The sequence below is a fragment of the Acinetobacter sp. S54 genome, assembly GCF_016624945.1.
Lineage (GTDB): Bacteria > Pseudomonadota > Gammaproteobacteria > Pseudomonadales > Moraxellaceae > Acinetobacter.
This window is the reverse complement of record NZ_JACVUI010000009.1, coordinates 83,089-101,051: the sequence shown is the minus strand read 5'-3', so window position 1 is coordinate 101,051 and position 17,963 is coordinate 83,089. Positions and strand designations below refer to the sequence as shown.

Here is a 17,963-nt window from a genome sequence, read left to right as displayed (position 1 = left end):
ACACCTCTAAAAGTATGTTTTCATGCTTTTTAGGTATGTTAATTTATTTTTAGTTTACTCCTTCCATATTGTCAGAAAGGCAAACTGATGATGCAGTATATTTTATAAAATCTATTATTATTCATCATATTAAAAACAAAAAACAAAATTTCTTGAAATAAGTTTCAGAGGAATCAGCGATGATCTTTCATGAAGGCAATCTCATACCTTCCTATCATAAAAGGAATATTGCGTTAGACAAAAGAGAAGTCTATTTTAAAGCTGAAAATGCGATAGGGGTTTAGTTGAGATAAGAAAATTTTGATTTATCGATTTCTTTTAAACATCCTCCGATTAATAGATTAAATCAGAGGATATTCTTAATCATTTATAATAAATGTTCTGCAATGATGACTTAGGTATGATCCCCCTAAAAAGCCCACACCAGTTTTAACCAAGCTGTATCACCCTTTGGCCGATTTTCCACTTTTGTTTCTGTCAAATATTTGGCTTCAAGCGACCAGCCTTTTTGTTGGTACTGAATTGCTGGGCCAACCGCAATACTTTCGCCACGAAAACCAATATCAACGCTCTCTTTTTTATCGTCACTCATTTGCTTAAAAACGTAGCCTTGAACCGCAATATTCACATCAGTAACGACCTGATAACCGAGACTATAGTCTGCCGAAAAATACTGCCCTGACTGATAATGAGTATCGTCATTTTCGCTATTAAAACTATAGGCCATTTTGGTGGAGATATCCCAACCCGCATGGTTGTAGCTATAGGCCAAAATTGGTCTAAAAGTATAGTAATTTTTACCGATATTGGCGAGACGGTCTGCGTCATAGTCCCCTGTAGGTAAAATATTTTCCAACGCTGCAATCCAGTGATGATTGCCATGATGCCAGCCCAACATAGGTGCCAACATTATATCACCCACCCCACTACGATGATCTCGTTCCCCAGCCATCTGTACACGCAAATCTACTAACGGCAAAATGCCGTAAAATCCCAACTGCCCATTCAAAATTTTCTGATCAGTCATCCAGACCAAACGCGGCACGAATGCACGCACATCCAGATCGAAATCTGGAATCAGTTCATCACCCTTAGAATCGAGAAATTCTGTCGCACGATATTGCTGGTAATACCCTAAAAAATATAAACCCGCGGGTGGTAAGGCGCCTGCCATGATCCCTTCAGCACCATGCGGAAACGAATCTGCTCCGCTTTCAGTAGCACAGACTGAATTTGAACAAATTCCTAATATTAGCCCGCTTGCCAACCCACTTATATTCTTTAAGATTTTTCTACTTATGTGCTGTCGATTCAATTGTTGTTGTTTCATATTTTGCGTCCTATTCATCCTGAATTAGACTCAGGCCAAATCTCGATCCTCGAAATTTGGTGTACTTCTCAACATAACTAAAATGACAGTGCATGTTAGAAACTGATGATTCATGCACTTCATTAAAATAGTATTGTTATTCGTACAAGTCTAAATATATGGGTCTTAAATACCCTGTTAATGCTGCATATGGGGTTAACACTAAACTCAGCGCTTTTAGTCATCCATTTGCAACGATATTCAACGTATATAACCGTATTCACTTGGCAGTTCTAAAACAGCAATGTACTCTGGAACTGCCGAATATTTTCTCTTTTAAATGTGCCTAAATAACGCTGAACGTGATTCTGCTTTTGCGCCATCAGCAGCACTTAAAAAGCGTTCAGTATGAATATCCCGCTCAAATAACCGGCTTTGCATCAGTGTGGAAATTGCAGCATCAATCATGGGAGGAGGCCCACATAGATAAGCCTTATGCCCAGAACAACGTTGTTCAAAATAATCGGCCACAGCCTCATGTACATAGCCTGTAAAACCTGACCATTCATCATCTACTTTTGGTGCATTTAAGGCTGGAATATAACGGAAATTAGAATATTGTTTGACGAGATCTTCAAACAGCTCGCGATGATATAACTCAGCAACGTCTCGGGCGCCTTGAAATAAATAAATGGTACGCTGATCGCCAGATTGCAATAAATCCAGAATCATCGATTGGGGACTAGACAGGCCCGATCCGCCTGCAATAAAAATCACATCCTGCGTATCGGACTTGCGTACAAAGAATTGTCCATACGGCCCTGAAAGTTGTAGTTCATCTCCTACTGCAAGCTGCTCATGTACATAGGTGGTTGCTACGCCATCCTGTACATGACGGATATGTAACTCGATAATGCCGGCTTCATTTGGCGAGTTGGCAATCGAAAATGCTCGTGTTCCCTCGATATGAGGCAACTGCAAGTTGATATATTGCCCTGCCTGAAATTGCATGGGGCGATCGATCTGTAAACGGAGTCCTTTAATAGTCGGGGAAAGATCATTGATCGATAGTACCGTGGCTTGATAGTCCTCGATCAGATAACCAAGAAAATCAGGATCTTCATCTACATCTGCCTCAATCACCATATCTGATTCAGGCTTGCAACAACAGGCCAAGACCTTTTGTTCTTCACGCTCAATATCCATTAATGCAAAAGGTGAAGCGTCACCGACATCGTAAAATCCATCTGTCACCTGCACCTTGCAGGTTCCACATGTCCCATGACCACAGGCAAAAGGTAACCAGACTCCCTGACGCAATGCTGCATCAAGGATGGTTTGATCTTCGGCGACCTCAATGGTGGTTCCGAGTGGTTCAATCGTAACTTGATAACTCATTTCACACCTCCTGATCAGACATAGGCATTGTTATAGCCATTTAAACCGGGGGTCGAAAAGCGTAGTAACGACTTATGCCCAAAATCCAGTTCTGCCAAAGTTGCCTCTGGCTGAAATTTGAGTTCTTTGCGGTCTAGCTGAAATTCTGCGTGGTGCCAGTCAATCGCATTAAATTCTGGATGCTGCGAAAAACCTGCGGGCATTAAGGTTTCCAATAGCTGTTGAAAAGTCGCTTGCGGTGAAATCAAAAAAGCTTTGGCTGAGCAAAATAAAGTATGATGATCCCAACCAATATAAATCAGAATATTGTCACCATAATTGGCTTGGCTGTCTTTTGGGCTAAAGCTGTAATTTTCAGTAATGGCACGTACTGGCATGTCTAATTCTCCTATTTTCGGATATTTGCATTGTTTCCTTTCCTGCAAGTACCCGAGATATTCTTGATGTCTTTAATGACATGTTTCTTTTCGCAACTTCATCAACGCAGGGGGATTTAAGCGCTTTGCCCTTTCCATTTTTTCCAGAGTTGCTGATCTGGCGAACCTTCAATATCCAGATTGTCTTCGCCTGCACGGATGTGGTAATACTCTTTAAGAATGGTTTCAAGGTCAGGACCACCGCAGTTGCCTTGTAAAATTTGATTGACGGGCAGCCACGCCTGTATGTATTTCTCAGGTTCACGGCAGAAAATATCGTGGCAGCCATCTGAACACATGTGATAGCGTTCGCCGTTATAAATCGCATCACGATAGCTAAACATAGTCTGGTCACCTTCCATTTCAGTAAATGTCATTGGAATCTGACAAATCTGGCAGAGTTGTGGCAAGCCATCCGAATAGAAACGTTTTCCTTCAGCTTCTAATTGACGTGCCAACTCCCAGCGTGGACGATAGTAACGATCAAACGTGTCTGGATATTTTTCTGACAACCAGTCCATTTCCTCATCCGTCGGAATCCATGTATGGAAGCCTGCGGCATGCCCAAAGTTATAGAAAATCCACCATGCCTGATGCGAGACGTGTTCTTTTTCTTTAAGGATAACGTCACTGTATTTCGGCATACGAATACCGTAGCGGCTCAAATCCTTAAATAATGCACCGCCCGCTTCTTCAAAGTAGGTTTCCCATGCTTCTTTCCACGACATCACTTTATTTGGCAGCATATAATCCATCATCATGCCCACAATCGAGAGTAAACGGGTTCCTCGCCAGAACCATTTATCAATCCATTCTTGTACAATAGGAACGTTGTCTTCATGCTGTTCGAGCAGAAATTTGACGATTTCTAGTCCCAAAGTCATATGCCTCGCTTCATCCGATTGCGCACTAAAACCGAATGTCACCGTTGCCATATCGCCGTTATAGGCGGCACCCGACATAAATGGCACAAACAATAAATTGGTCAATACATATTCAAAGGCAAAACTGATGGCTAACAAAAATTCAAATGGCCCTGCTGAACGCGCATCTTCAAAAAAAGACTTAGGTACAGACAGATACCAAACACGGTCATGCATATGTGCCCAATCATGAAAACCATTGAAAAATTTATTGTAATGGCTCATCGCATGAATCTGAGTCTGCACATGACGTAACTCATCAATAGACTGCATCTGTGAGGCAATACGTGCACCAATACCGCTAAACTGACGACCTACGTGTGCATACCCCTGATAAGCTTGATATTCCAGCGGGGTAACAGCGGTTAAAAAAAGCTTAATAGCGTTGAGATAGCGTTCATTGGCAACATTCAATTGGCCATTGTTCTGTGCAAAAGCATCAAAAATTGCATACAATTTTTTCTCTTTTTCTGACTGATATTTCCAGTACGCATCCATAGTCAGGCGAAATGGATCTTCCCACTTCGACCAATCTGTTATTTTGATACCCTCAAACTCTTCATAAGGAAATGCATCTTTACGATCTGCATATGAAAATTCCCAATCCAGATCGCGAGTCAACATACGGTAGCGATCTTTGGCATTGAGTTTTTTGCTCGGGTTTTTAACTTGGCTATTCATCCTGAAATCCTTGCTCATTATTTGTGATTTAGATCTTTCATGCTAAAAATAGGCATGAGAAATGGGTTAATTCCATTTCAATCTAAAGCTGTCATCATCTTCTTCTACATTTCCGCCTAGTGTGATCATGTTCAATTGCAGGGATTGAATATCCCAGTCTTGCCCCAGTTTCTCTGTCACGGTTTCAGCAAGAATAATCAACTCACCATCACTTTCGATCCGAATCATGGCGGGCAAATACTGAATCGTCGCTTCGGGGTTATCCTGTTCAATCGCCTCGACGATATAGCGTGAGGTGTCATTGTCCTGTAGTGCTAAATAAACTTTTGACATGTGTCGTTCTCCCTGAATCTTTTAAGTCAAATTAAATGCCAAACCTGCGCGTTTACAGCGCTCAGCAATCAGGTTCATTGCACTGTCAACATTGCTTTGTTGTAATCCCACATTGGCCCATGCCTCAAAAGCAGATTTAACCTGTGGTAATAGCTCTTCTAGCCATCCCTGAATTAAGACTTTATTGTGTTCCGATTCAGCCACAGCAGTCTTAAGCACGCTATCTGACCATTTACGCAGATCACTATTACACTCCTGCATAAACTCGGTCAGCATCGCTACATCACGGCCCTGATGCTCTACGAACCATTGATCCAGTTCAACATAAACCAGAGCCTGCAACATGCTATCGATCAATAAAGTCTGTAATAGATACAGTTTGAACCAATCCTGTTCAGTCAGACTCATCTCACATAAGCGACGTAAAGGCTGCCATGCGGCATTGTTCATCCAGTAATCTTTGGCCTGATCCAAAGCATCGCCAGCATTGTCGTCAATAATTAAACCAATTCGTGATAAATACTGCGCCATTCCCAGACGATCCATTGCTGCAAAAATACAGGCCTGAGTAATCACTGTCCCATACCCGTAAGCACTTCCCGACATCATGTGCAGGTTGGCGGTTTGTTCGACATAACGAAATGGCAGCAACGCCGCGATGATTTTCTGTTTAACCGCATCACTCAAGTTATCGACCAAACGGCGCTTTTCAAAAAAAGCATAATTATTTTCAGTACTGTCCTGTAAACGTGCCCGATGCTGGACATATGCGCCATAATAAAACTGACGAGGATCTTTGAAGGCATACCAATCCTGCATCACCAAGGCTGTATGGGTCTTATCATTCAAAGTTTTATCTGGTTTCCATAATGGACGATAATGAAAATTTACTTCACCCTGAATATCAAAACTGACTTCCTGATAGCGGGTTGCAGGCTTGTTACCAAAACGTCGTTCAATATAAGCATACGTGTGGCGGACGGGCTGAACGCTTGATGTTTTAATTTCTAAAGTCATGTTTATCTCCGTATCGACTTAAGATTGATCATCTTGATCTAGGTTTTGTCGTGTCTGGCGCACAAGAGTTGGCTCAATGCCGTAACGCCATTTATCTTCGAGAGCATCATTCAGTTGTTCTTGTTGCTCGGTCATTTCAACCACCTGATTGATACGACAAAAATCTGCAAAAGCTTGCTGTGGTAATACCAATTCTACAAATAGCGTCGGATCATTGATCGCAAAGTCAAACTCGACAAACTTGGCATGCCGATCACCGGTGATCCGAATATATTTGGTAAAACTGACATTTGAAGAGTTCACGTTATTCATGTTGGCTATCCCTGATCCATATCCACCTGATTTCAGCAGGCTAATCTTGTAAAAAACCTTTCCATTGCAATACTGCATATCAGATCTCTATCAAAACTTGTGCCAACTATTTAATTTTTATTATTTTCAATTACTTATATTTTTATTAGATATTTAATTTATTTAAATAAAGATAAATTTCAGCAAATGATGAACCAATAAATTGAAGATATTCAGCAAATCATGAACCGTGATCAATCAGTTGAATAACATCTAAGAGAAAAACTGGACTGAGTTTTTAATCATACTTTTTGGATATATATTTATGCTCAACTGCGCATCACTTTAAGCTGAAAAATAAGCTACACTTTTGTAGACAGTCATCACCTAGGATGGGAACTGACCATGCATCAAGCCAAGGATCAACGGCTATTCAAACCGCTACTTAAACAAAATGAGGATATTCAGGACTTACTGGATAATATTCAGTTTGATGCCAAACATGGTCAAATCTGGTTTGAAGAAAACCGTATGCTGCTCTTACATACCAGTATTATGGGCTATCTGCGTAAAGATCTTTATCAGATGCTTGGGCATGAACGCACTAAACATTTCTTTATTCGCTGTGGCTATCAGGCAGGCATGAAAGATGCGGAGGTAACCAGCAAATTACGTCCTAACATGACCGCTGAAGAGGCGTTTATGGCAGGGCCACAAATGCATGGTATCCGCGGTATGGTGCAGGTCGAGGTCAATACCCTCAAGCTATCCCATGAAACGGGCAGCTTTTATGCAGATTTTAACTGGTTACATTCCTTTGAATCTGAAGTGCATCTAAATGAATTTGGAACATCCAATGAACCTGCCTGCTGGATGTTATTGGGATATGCCTGTGGCTATAGCAGCTTTGTGATGGGACAAACCATTATCTATCAGGAAACCAAATGTTCTGCCAAAGGCGATGATCATTGTCAGATTATTGGGAAACCCCTTGCCGCCTGGGAAAACGCCGATGAATTGATCCGTTTTATGTCCCCCGATCCAGTGGCTGATCAAATCATTGCGTTACAGGCCGAATTAAAAACCCTGAAACAGAATATCTACACGCCTGCTGAAGCAGATTACACCATGTTTAATTCAGTCGGCGAATCCGCTGCCTATAGACAAGTGTGTGAATTACTTAAAAAATCGGCGGGCAGCAAGGTTGCAGTATTACTGCAAGGAGAAACAGGGGTCGGTAAAGAAGCGTTTGCTCGTGGGATTCATGAAGCTAGCCAACGTAAAAATGCCGCTTTTATTGCAGTCAATTGTGCCAGTATTCCACCCGATCTAATCGAAGCCGAACTGTTTGGTGTGGAAAAAGGTGCTTATACTGGCGCGACCCAATCGCGCATGGGAAAATTTGAACGAGCGCATGGAGGAACCATTTTTCTGGATGAAGTCATAGAGCTATCTGCACGTGCGCAGGCTGCACTGCTACGCATATTACAAGAAGGCGAATTTGAACGTGTGGGTGATTATCAAACCCGCTATATTGATGTCCGTGTCGTGGCCGCAACTAATGAAGATTTGTTTGAAGCCGTACAACAGGGACGCTTCCGCGCAGATTTATTTTATCGTTTAAATATATTTCCTGTTGTGATTCCACCTTTACGCGAACGTCGCGATGATATCCCTTTACTGGTAAAGCATTTTTTAAAACGTTTTGAGAATATGTATGATAAAACAATCAAGGGTTTAAGTGATAAAGCGTTAAATTATCTAATGGGGTATGAATGGCCAGGAAATATCCGTGAGTTAGAAAATATGCTAGAACGCGCGACCTTATTGACTGACCATCAACAAGAGATCAAATTGAGTAGCCTACTGCCACAACAGCATTTGAGCCAGCAGCAATCTATGTACGATCAGGAATTGTCGCCTGATCGTCATTCGCTGAACACACAACAGCAGATCATTGAGCAGTTATTGGATCAAAATTTTTCTCTAGAACAGTTTGAACAGGAAATGATTCAAAATGCGTTGATCCGAAGTCAATATAATGTCTCCGAGGCGGCACGTTTGTTGGGTATTAGTCGAGCAACTCTGGATTATCGCTTAAAAAAACATTCACTGGATATGGTGAAGAAATAAATCAATGAAAAGCTATGCTCCCATTTCCTAAGAATGCTTCAATCACAATCAGAATTGCTGCACCTCACTCTATCAATCTGGATTTATTCAGATAGCACTTAAGCCATTATTTGTCTTAACGGGAGGATGACTCTGAAACTGCTGCAAGAATCGTATTGCGTTTTATCAAGATCAGATACGCCAGCATTCCGATGCACATGCCCCAAAATACTGAACTTAAACCCAGAAAATGCATCCCTGAAACAGTAGCCAGAAAGGTGATTAACGCCGCTTCACGTTGCGTATCCTCCTGCATTGCCATACGAATATTGGTGGCAATGGCACCTAGTAGCGCCAGACCAGCCAGTGCCGCCACTAGCTCTTTAGGAAGTAAGCTGAAAAGTGCCACGATGCTACCTGCAAACAAGCCCCCTAAAATATAAAATAAGCCGTTAGCAACTCCTGCAATATAGCGTTTGTCTTTGAGTTCATGGGCATCTTTGCCCATACACAACGCCGCCGTAATTGAGGCCAAAACAATGGTAATCCCGCCCACACAGGCCACCGCAAGTGATGCAAGGCTAGCCGCACCAATAATAGGCTTGGCTGGCACATCATAATGACTGAGTTTTAAAATCGCCATGCCTGGTAAAAATTGTCCGGTTAAACTGACTAAAATTAAAGGAATCGCCAGATTTAGCGTGGAATACCATGACCATTCAGGTCGAATAAATTGTGGAATTGCTAAATGAAAATCCATCGTGACAGGATTCATTTTACCCAATAAAAAACTCAGTGTGACACCGCATAGTAGCACCCACAGCATGCTGTAACGTGGTGAAAAACGTCGTGCAAATAAATAGCACAACAACATACTAAATACGATCAAAGGTAAGGAATCAGTAGCATGAAATAATCCAAGACCAAACTGAAATAGGATACCTGCCATCATGCCAGCGGCGATTCCTTGGGGAATCCATTTTAGCAATTTATCAAAATAGCCTGTCATGCCAACGATTAAGATGACAATCGCAGCACTAATATATGCACCAACGGCTTCATTCAAACTGATATTGGGAAATAAGGTGACCAGCAAAGCCGTACCCGGTGCTGACCAAGCGGTAATAATGGGGGTTTTAAATCGAATCGATAAATAAATGCCAGTCAAGGCAGCTCCGATGGAGATCCCCCAGATCCATGAGATCATCATTTCTGGTGAAACTTGTGCTTTCTGAGCTGCCTGAAAAAAAATAATTAATGGCCCAGAATAAGAGATCAGAACAGCTAAAAAGCCAGCCACTGTGGCCGATAGCGACCAATCCTCTCTTAAGGTTTTAAACAGGGATGTCATAGTGCCTCCTTGCAGAATCATCCTGTTATGTTCTAAAAGTGACCTGTTTACCCCTGATCACCACCACCGACAGGAATCACACTGCCAGTAATATATGAAGACTCATCTGATGCCAAGAACACAATTGCATTTACTTGTTCATCAATACTGCCGTATCGAGCTAAAAAAGTTCGATCAATGGTTTGATCGACCACTTGTTGCATCCATGTCTTTTCATTTTCAGACAATGGATTGGCATTTCGTGGAATTTTTCTTGGCGGTGCTTCGGTTCCCCCTGTTGCGATTGCATTGACACGAATTCCATCTTGAGCATGTTCAAAAGCCAGAGATGCCGTTAGGGCATTCACCCCGCCTTTAGACGCTGAATACGGAATACGGTTAATCCCACGCGTGGCAATAGAGGAAACATTCACAATATTGCCCTTTTGATTTTTAATCATTTCAGGCAATACTGCACGGCAACACCATAACGTTGGAAATAAAGAACGGTTAACTTCTTTAATGATTTCCTCCTCAGAAAACTCCTGAAAAGGTTTCATCCAGATGGCACCGCCGACATTATTAATGAGTACATCAACTCGGCCATAATGTTCAATTGCATGCGCCACTACGGCCTGCGCGCCTGCATAGGTTTCCAAATCTGCATGGACATAGCTGCCCGTTGCGCCTAGGCTTTGGCATTGCTGTAAAACGTCATCTACCAGATCAGAACGATCAGCCAGAACTAATGTTCCACCTTCTGCTGCAATTCGCAAAGCGACGCCTTGGCCAATGCCTTGGGCTGCGCCCGTAACGATTACAACTTTCTGATTAAACCTCTGCATTTGAGTCATCTTTTGCTCCACATGATTCAGGCCACACGATTAATTGGCAGAGAATTTTTCAAACAAGAAGCTAGCTGGTTTGATGCCTTCATTATCCAACCAGCCACGCACCGCTTCGACCATGGGTACGGGTCCACACAGATAAATGTCGACATCACCGCCATTGAGCCAGTCATTTTCGATATGACCTGTGACATACCCTTTACGTTCGTGCTGGCTGTCTGCATGTGCCACAACGGTACGATATTCAAACCAAGGGAATTTCTGCTGAAACTCGTTTAATTTTTCCAATGCGACCAAATCAAAATCATTGGTCACACCAAAGACTAAGCGTACTGGATGTTCAGAACCTTTTTCTTCCAATACCTGAAGCATGGACATGAACGGCGCAATGCCAGTTCCACCCGCCAACATTAATACAGGACGCGTTACATTCCGTAGATAGAAGCTACCAAATGGCCCTGTAAATTTCATTTTATCGCCTGCTTTGGCTTGTTTACTCAGAAAATCGCTCATCTTGCCATTGGGTACATTACGTACCACGAAACCCGTTAAACGATGGCCAGGTTTGGAACTAAACGAATAAGAACGTGTTTCCGTAGTTCCCGGAATACCCACATTGACATATTGGCCTGCAAGGAAATGAATATCGGGTTGACCTTCATCGAGCTCAATATCAAAGGTAATCGTGGAGTCAGATAGATTTTCGACTCGCGCCAAAGTCCCTTCAAAACTATGAATTTTGGTTTTACACACATCCGATGATGCTTGAATTTGAAATACCGCATCAGAAGTTGGACGACATTGACAAGCCAGAATATAGCCTTGTTCTGCTTCTTCTGGAGTCAATGCATCTTCAATATAGTTATCTTCAGGCATGTCATAACTGCCTGATTCACAAAATGCTCGACAGGTTCCACATGCGCCTTCACGACAATCTAGTGGAATATTAATTTGTTGACGATACGCTGCATCAGACAAAGTCTCGCCTTGCGCAACACGAATAAAACGGGTAACGCCATCTTCAAATTGAAGTGCTACATGATGGTTTGACATGGCATGAATCCTACAAAATTATTGAACTTTGAGACCTCAGCCAACTCTCCCTTCAGCTGAGGTTGATCTCATTTTCAGATATGGTAAATATCGATCACTTGATTGATGTAGTCGTTTTTAAGTACGACATACTTGCTCAAGATTTTTGGGCTTTCGCCAGAAAAATCGATCACATAACGCGACATGCCAAAGTAGCTATAGCTATTCTTGTAACGGAAACTTAGCGTGTTCCAGTTGAAACGTACGGTAGCTTGATCGCCTTCACGCAACTCAATTTCAACATTGCTGATATTGTGTGCGGTCCGGGTGTCTGGCATGGTGGCTGATGAGCGTTCCGTTTTAATGCGAAATACTCGATCTTCCAGACCCTGACGGTCAGGGTAATAAATGAGTGAAATTTCAGATTGAGGATCTTCGGTCAGTTGATCATTATCGTCCCACGCAGGCATCCAGAAAGAAGCTTCTGGGGCATAGCATTCGACCCATTGATCCCATTGTTCATCATCCAGAAAACGAGCTTCGCGGTATAAAAACTGGCAAACATTTTCAATCGTAATTTTATCTAAACTTGTTGAAGCGTTCATGCTGTCTCTCCTTGACTCACTGCGAACTGCTTTTCATCAGCAATTGCTTGTTTCATGGTTTTGAGCCAATACTGATGCTGCGCCAGATACAAGCCTTCATCTTCTGTTTTAATCCCGCTGATTGCAGGCTTTAACCCAATCTCATTGGCAGCATCATCTGGTCCATAAATCCAGTGTTTCGCTCCACGACACATGTCGTTCCATTCCAGTTCAATCCCCGCATAACCTGCCTGACAGGCACGGAATTCTTCTAAATCATCTGGAGTTGCCATACCAGAAGCATTAAAGAAATCTTCATACTGGCGAATACGACGGGTGCGTGCTTCGGGTTCTTCACCAACAGGTGCAATACAGTAAATCGTAACTTCAGTTTTATTGACTGAAATGGGACGTAACACTCGAATTTGTGAACCAAACTGATCCATCAAATAGACATTTGGATAAAGGCATAAATTGCGCGAACGCTCAATCATCCACTTGGACATCGCTGCGCCAAATTTTTCGGTATATTCTTCTGCTTTTGGAAAGTTTGGACGATCTTCCGGGTTACCCCATTGCGTCCATAACAGCATATGACCATGCTCAAAACCATAAGAGCCGCCGCCTTGTTTCCCCCATGAACCCGCACTCATAGCTCGGATATTATCACCAGCCTGCGTTTCTTTACGATGTTGCGTAGTCGCCGCATAGTTCCAATGCACCGCAGAAACGTGATAGCCATCTGCACCATTTTCAGCGGTCAACTTCCAGTTACCTTCGTAGGTATACGTTGATGAACCACGCAGAACTTCTAAACCATGCTCAGATTGGTCCACAATCATGTCAATAATCTTGGTGGTTTCACCCAGAAATTCTTGCAAGGACGGTACATCTGGATTCAGGCTTCCAAACAGAAAACCTTTATAGTTTTCAAATCGTGCTACTTTTTTCAGGTCATGCGAACCATCTTTGTTAAAGCAGTCAGAATAACCTGCATCACTTGGATCTTTAACTTTGAGTAATTTACCTGAGTTATTAAATGTCCAACCATGAAATGGGCAGGTATATGTGGATTTATTGCCACGCTTATAACGACACAATTGTGCGCCACGGTGTGAACACGCATTAATCATGGCATTCAATTCGCCATTACGATTACGTGCAATCAAAATCGGCTGACGACCAATATACGTTGTATAATAATCATTATTATTTGGAATTTGGCTTTCATGGGCCAAGTACACCCAATTTCCCTCAAAAATGTACTTCATTTCAAGGTCAAATAAAGCTTGATCGGTAAAAACTGAACGATGAAGTTTGAATTCACCGGTTTCAATATTATCAACTAGTAATTCATCAATACGGTCAAGATGGCTGGTATTGATAACAGGAATACGTGGCATATCCATTCTCCGACTTTCCAGATATTTAAGGAAGTCATCAGGTTCAGTTGTGGTGTAACCCAACCTGATTCCTCATCATAATTAAGCACTCGCGCAGCGACGTTTTATTTTTAATGACGTCAACTGATTTCGCTTTTTAAGCAATTCAAAATTAAAGTGATGTGTTCAAATGGCATATTCAGATCATGACGGGCAACTTCAGCTTCATCCCTAATCTCAACAACAATCGCCACTTACCTTGTCTGCGTTTGCATATTCATGACTGATAATGTAGATAGTCGAGTTGTGAGAACATCGACAAGAATCGTTTCGACTGATTTGTACATGGTCCGTCATCACATCAGTTATCGCTTGTTTATACCTTAAAAGAATGTTTTAATAAATTCCAACACATTATTTGTATACTAAAATACCTTTGGAGTATTCTAAATGGAACTTAGACATTTACGGTATTTTGTTGCAGTGGTTGAAGAACAGAGCTTTACGAAAGCAGCAGATAAACTTTGTATCGCACAACCGCCTTTAAGCCGACAAATTCAAAATCTGGAAGAAGAACTGGGGTTACAGTTACTCGAACGCGGCAGCCGCCCAGTGAAAACCACTTCTGTCGGTCAATTTTTTTATCAATATGCTGTTAAACTTTTGTCGAGTGCAGACCAGATGGTCTCCATGACCAAGCGTATTGCTTCTGTCGAAACCACGATTAAAATTGGATTTGTGGGTTCGTTATTGTTTGGATTATTACCCCGCATTATTTATTTATATCGACAGGCGCACCCAAATCTAAAAATTGAATTGTATGAAATGGGGACCAACGCCCAAATTGAAGCCTTAAAAGATGGCCGTATTGATGTCGGTTTTGGCCGACTTAAAATTAGTGATCCAGCAATTAAACGAACGTTACTCAGAAATGAACGTTTAATGGTCGCTGTGCATGCCAGTCATCCACTCAATCGCATGAAAGATACAGGCGTCCATTTGGCGGATATCGTCGATGAAAGAATCTTACTTTATCCCACAACTGCAAAGCCTAATTTTTCCACGCATGTCCTCTCGATCTTTTCTGAGCACGGACTCGAACCCACCAAACTTAATGATGTACGTGAGGTGCAATTAGCGTTAGGATTGGTCGCTGCGGGTGAAGGTATATGTATCGTTCCTGAAAGTACCACCAGTATTCAATTATATAATCTAAGCTATGTGCCACTGCTCGATCCCGATGCGATTAGTCCTATTTTTATTGCGGCACGAAACATGGAAGAAAGTACTTATCTTTACTCCATGCTTGAAACCATCCGCCAAATCTACGCGTATGAAGGTTTTTCCAATAATGCTTTGATGTAAATAAAGGACTACTCCGTCCTTTATTTTGGGTAAATCATTGCGCACTATTGATTTATCTTCATGATTTATTGCACAGCAGGCTCAGAAATTTTTGATTTTTCCTTTGGATCAATTGCTGGGATTTCATGCTGATCAGCATGGTAAGCCAGACGATCATTGATCAAAAATACCGTCAAAATACCAATCACTGCTGGAATACTTAACGCTAGGAAATTATAAAAATGTGGCAGGTGTAACGACAATAACCATCCTGTCAAAATAGGTCCAAGAATCGCCCCGACACGCCCCATGCCCAAGCCCCAGCCAATTCCTGTTGAGCGAACATTGGGTGCATAGAAACGCGCCATATAGGCCAACAACATAATTTGTGTACCAATCGAAGCCGCACCCGCACATGCGATCAGAAAGTACAATACCACGCTGTCAAACTGGAACGATAATAAGCTTAAAGAGACTGCACCAAGCAGGAGTAAAGCCATTGTCACATATTTCACATTATAACGATCACCAAGATAACCGCCTAAAATCGAGCCAATCATGCCACCAACATTTAGTGAGAATAAAAAGACAAGACTTTTTGACAAATTATAACCAGCTTCGATCATGAGTTTTGGCAACCAGTTACCGAGCGCATAAACCATGATTAAAGTCATAAAAATAGAACACCAAAACATCACTGTACTAAAAGCACGTTGTTCCTTAAAAATCATTTTAACCGGTGCTTCTGCCTGAGTTTGATTACTGGCATTTAACACAAAAACATGATCTGGCTGATTTTGATAACTCGGCACTAATCTGGATAAAATATAGCGTACCGCTTCATCCTTTTTCTTACGCACCAAATAGTCAATCGAATCTGGTAATAACTTCATCAGCGGTAATAAAATAATCAACGGAATCCCCGCGATCATAAACATGATTTTCCAGCCATATACAGGGACTAGCACAGATCCCAATGCAGCGGCAACCATGCCCCCAATTGCATAACCACTGAACATTAATGTCACAAAGAAACTTTTAAATTTCTTAGGTGCATACTCACTGACCAGCGCAATGACATTAGGCATTACACCCCCAATACCAACACCTGCCAGGAAACGGAAAATTGCAAATTGAGTTGTCGTTTTAGAAAGGCCACAAAGTACCGTGCATAAACTGAATAGAATAATACAAACTGCAATGACTTTTTTACGGCTAATGTTTAGATGCTCTAATTTATCGGCCATCGTACCAAAAATCAGTGCACCGAACATCATGCCAAATAACGCAACACTTCCAATAAAACCTGCGGTAACAGGATCAATGGCCCATTCCTTCATCAACAAGGGTAAAGCAACCCCATAAATCACCAGATCATACCCATCAAAAATAATAATCAGTGTACTTAAAATAATGACACGCCAGTGAAATGGGGTTAGTTTTGATTCGTCAATCATCTGATTAACATTAATGTCCTGAGACATATTCTCCTCCTTCCATAAGGAACTTTTTAAAACTTTTAGAATTTTTTGCTATAGCTTAAAAACACACGATTTTCATTAAAATCATTGCCATAACGCACTTTATAAGGAATATATAACCACTGGAATGCAACCCCTTTTAGAGCAGGATTCTGAAAGGCATAGTTCACGATCAAATTGGTTTCTTGCTCTTTATTGCGTTGGCCTAATACTGTTTTAAAATCATAACCATAGACATGTTTCAACATCATATTCAGACCAGGTACATAGTCTTTAAAATCATAGCCATACATTAAATGAATCGACTTTTCGTCAGCTTTGAAGAATCCTGTTGCATTCCAGTTGATGAAATAGGTTTCAGGTAAAAAACCATCTGGTAAAGGATAAGTATCTCCAATAATTTGTTGATAACCCAAACCAAAGGTATGGTTTTTATATTTGAGCGTTTCCAACAAACCAATATTTTGGCTATCAATATCATAATTATTATTATCTTCAACCGCTTTAAAATACTTTAGTTTACTATTTAGTGATAAATCTGGAGAAAATTTAGTTAAATAATCCACACCAATATAATGTTTATTATAAAGGTTATCTAAATTTCCATAATAATATTCCAGCTTCAAGTTATTAATTGGCTGATAGCGTAGATCAATATAGTTCAAACCATCCGAATAATAGGTGGTTCCATTTTTGGTAAATGAAAGTTTATGGAAACCTTCCTGATTACGGGGTGAAACTTTCGTGATCACCCCAATTTCACCACTCAATTGATCTGTGAGTTTAGAATTTAGACTGACCCCTTGATACGATGCTAAAAGTTGTCTGCTACGATCGACTGCTGTCACAGGAAGATCAGGCCATAACTCACCGACACGCAGTTCGGTTTGATCGTATTTCAGCTTCAGCGTACCGCCATATTTTAAGAAATCACGCGCCTGTTTTTGCTCTTCAGTATCAAAAGGTAAGACTGTATCTGCCACTCCTTTATCGTGACTTAAGCGCACTGCATATTGGATTGTGCCATCTACTCCGATATCCAGATTTTCAATTGGAGTAGAATAATAATCTGACTTATAAAACAATGATGCACTTTGTGACCAGCTACCAAAATCCTTAACAGCGCTATTATCAAAATTACGATCAATATAGGCATTTTTTAAATTAAAGGTCCAATTATCCTCCGCATAACAGGAAATTGGAAATAATGTTGAGACCCCGATTACACCAAAGACTATTCCAGTTTTATATGCATTTAAATTGAATGCCGATTTCAAATAAAACATAATTTCATCCGTAAATTTAATAATGATCTTCCAGACCAGTGAGTAGAAAATATAATCACGAACTCAATTTATGTTTTTTACTATGACGTGTCGATACACGAAAAAACATATATCTATACTTTTTAAATATATTAGCAAAAGGGTTGAAGTTTACAGAACTACGGATTGCAGATAAAAAAGATCGTTGTGGATATAA

General features: G+C 41.2%; 16 protein-coding genes. 2 read left to right on the top strand and 14 right to left on the bottom strand.

Annotated features, from left to right (window positions below):
- Positions 1-409: 409 nt before the first annotated feature.
- From IAE20_RS12765 to IAE20_RS12735, 7 genes are all read right to left on the bottom strand, one after another.
- Positions 410-1,300 carry a transporter gene (locus tag IAE20_RS12765; protein WP_413784499.1) on the bottom strand — a complete coding sequence of 297 codons (891 nt, stop codon included), beginning with the start codon at positions 1,298-1,300 and terminating at the stop codon, positions 410-412.
- A gap of 345 nt (positions 1,301-1,645) precedes the next feature.
- Positions 1,646-2,707 carry an NADH:ubiquinone reductase (Na(+)-transporting) subunit F gene (locus IAE20_RS12760; protein ID WP_200482399.1) on the bottom strand — a complete coding sequence of 354 codons (1,062 nt, stop codon included), beginning with the start codon at positions 2,705-2,707 and terminating at the stop codon, positions 1,646-1,648.
- Between the two features lie 14 nt (positions 2,708-2,721).
- Positions 2,722-3,084, bottom strand: a complete 363-nt coding sequence (locus IAE20_RS12755; RefSeq protein WP_200482400.1) for a phenol hydroxylase subunit P4 — start codon at positions 3,082-3,084, stop codon at positions 2,722-2,724.
- Between the two features lie 116 nt (positions 3,085-3,200).
- Complete coding sequence (locus IAE20_RS12750; protein WP_200461078.1) at positions 3,201-4,727, bottom strand: aromatic/alkene/methane monooxygenase hydroxylase/oxygenase subunit alpha; 1,527 nt, start codon at positions 4,725-4,727, stop codon at positions 3,201-3,203.
- A gap of 66 nt (positions 4,728-4,793) precedes the next feature.
- Positions 4,794-5,060 carry an MmoB/DmpM family protein gene (locus IAE20_RS12745; RefSeq protein ID WP_200482401.1) on the bottom strand — a complete coding sequence of 89 codons (267 nt, stop codon included), beginning with the start codon at positions 5,058-5,060 and terminating at the stop codon, positions 4,794-4,796.
- A 21-nt stretch (positions 5,061-5,081) separates the two neighbouring features.
- Positions 5,082-6,077 carry an aromatic/alkene monooxygenase hydroxylase subunit beta gene (locus IAE20_RS12740; protein ID WP_200482402.1) on the bottom strand — a complete coding sequence of 332 codons (996 nt, stop codon included), beginning with the start codon at positions 6,075-6,077 and terminating at the stop codon, positions 5,082-5,084.
- 18 nt (positions 6,078-6,095) lie between these two features.
- On the bottom strand, positions 6,096-6,389 hold the full coding sequence (locus tag IAE20_RS12735; RefSeq protein WP_200461081.1) for a phenol hydroxylase subunit: 294 nt from the start codon (positions 6,387-6,389) through the stop codon (positions 6,096-6,098).
- A gap of 384 nt (positions 6,390-6,773) precedes the next feature.
- Here IAE20_RS12735 and mobR point away from each other — a divergent pair, with 384 nt between their 5' ends.
- Positions 6,774-8,501, top strand: coding sequence for a phenol degradation transcriptional regulator MobR (gene mobR, locus IAE20_RS12730; protein ID WP_200482403.1), 1,728 nt, complete (start codon positions 6,774-6,776; stop codon positions 8,499-8,501).
- Between the two features lie 115 nt (positions 8,502-8,616).
- On the opposite strand, the gene benE is transcribed toward mobR, so the two are convergent.
- From benE to benA, 5 genes are all read right to left on the bottom strand, one after another.
- Positions 8,617-9,831 (bottom strand): benzoate/H(+) symporter BenE, encoded by a 1,215-nt coding sequence (benE, locus tag IAE20_RS12725; protein WP_200482404.1) that lies wholly within the window; start codon positions 9,829-9,831, stop codon positions 8,617-8,619.
- Positions 9,832-9,878: 47 nt separating this feature from the next.
- A complete protein-coding gene (locus IAE20_RS12720; protein WP_200482405.1) occupies positions 9,879-10,664 on the bottom strand; it encodes a 1,6-dihydroxycyclohexa-2,4-diene-1-carboxylate dehydrogenase in 786 nt (261 codons plus the stop codon).
- Positions 10,665-10,694: 30 nt separating this feature from the next.
- A complete protein-coding gene (gene benC, locus IAE20_RS12715) occupies positions 10,695-11,711 on the bottom strand; it encodes a benzoate 1,2-dioxygenase electron transfer component BenC (RefSeq protein WP_200461085.1) in 1,017 nt (338 codons plus the stop codon).
- Positions 11,712-11,785: 74 nt separating this feature from the next.
- Entirely contained in the window at positions 11,786-12,295 is a 510-nt protein-coding gene (gene benB / locus IAE20_RS12710; protein WP_200482406.1) for a benzoate 1,2-dioxygenase small subunit, read from the bottom strand.
- On the bottom strand, positions 12,292-13,677 hold the full coding sequence (gene benA / locus IAE20_RS12705; protein ID WP_200461163.1) for a benzoate 1,2-dioxygenase large subunit BenA: 1,386 nt from the start codon (positions 13,675-13,677) through the stop codon (positions 12,292-12,294). Before benA ends, benB begins: the two co-directional genes overlap by 4 nt.
- Positions 13,678-14,106: 429 nt before the next feature.
- On the opposite strand from benA, the gene benM reads away from it, so the two are divergent.
- Entirely contained in the window at positions 14,107-15,021 is a 915-nt protein-coding gene (gene benM, locus IAE20_RS12700; RefSeq protein WP_200482407.1) for a benzoate utilization transcription regulator BenM, read from the top strand.
- Positions 15,022-15,086: 65 nt separating this feature from the next.
- On the opposite strand, the gene IAE20_RS12695 is transcribed toward benM, so the two are convergent.
- Both IAE20_RS12695 and IAE20_RS12690 read right to left on the bottom strand, forming a co-directional pair.
- Complete coding sequence (locus IAE20_RS12695) at positions 15,087-16,484, bottom strand: MFS transporter (RefSeq protein WP_227611018.1); 1,398 nt, start codon at positions 16,482-16,484, stop codon at positions 15,087-15,089.
- Between the two features lie 35 nt (positions 16,485-16,519).
- A complete protein-coding gene (locus IAE20_RS12690; protein WP_200482408.1) occupies positions 16,520-17,767 on the bottom strand; it encodes an OprD family outer membrane porin in 1,248 nt (415 codons plus the stop codon).
- Positions 17,768-17,963: the final 196 nt, after the last annotated feature.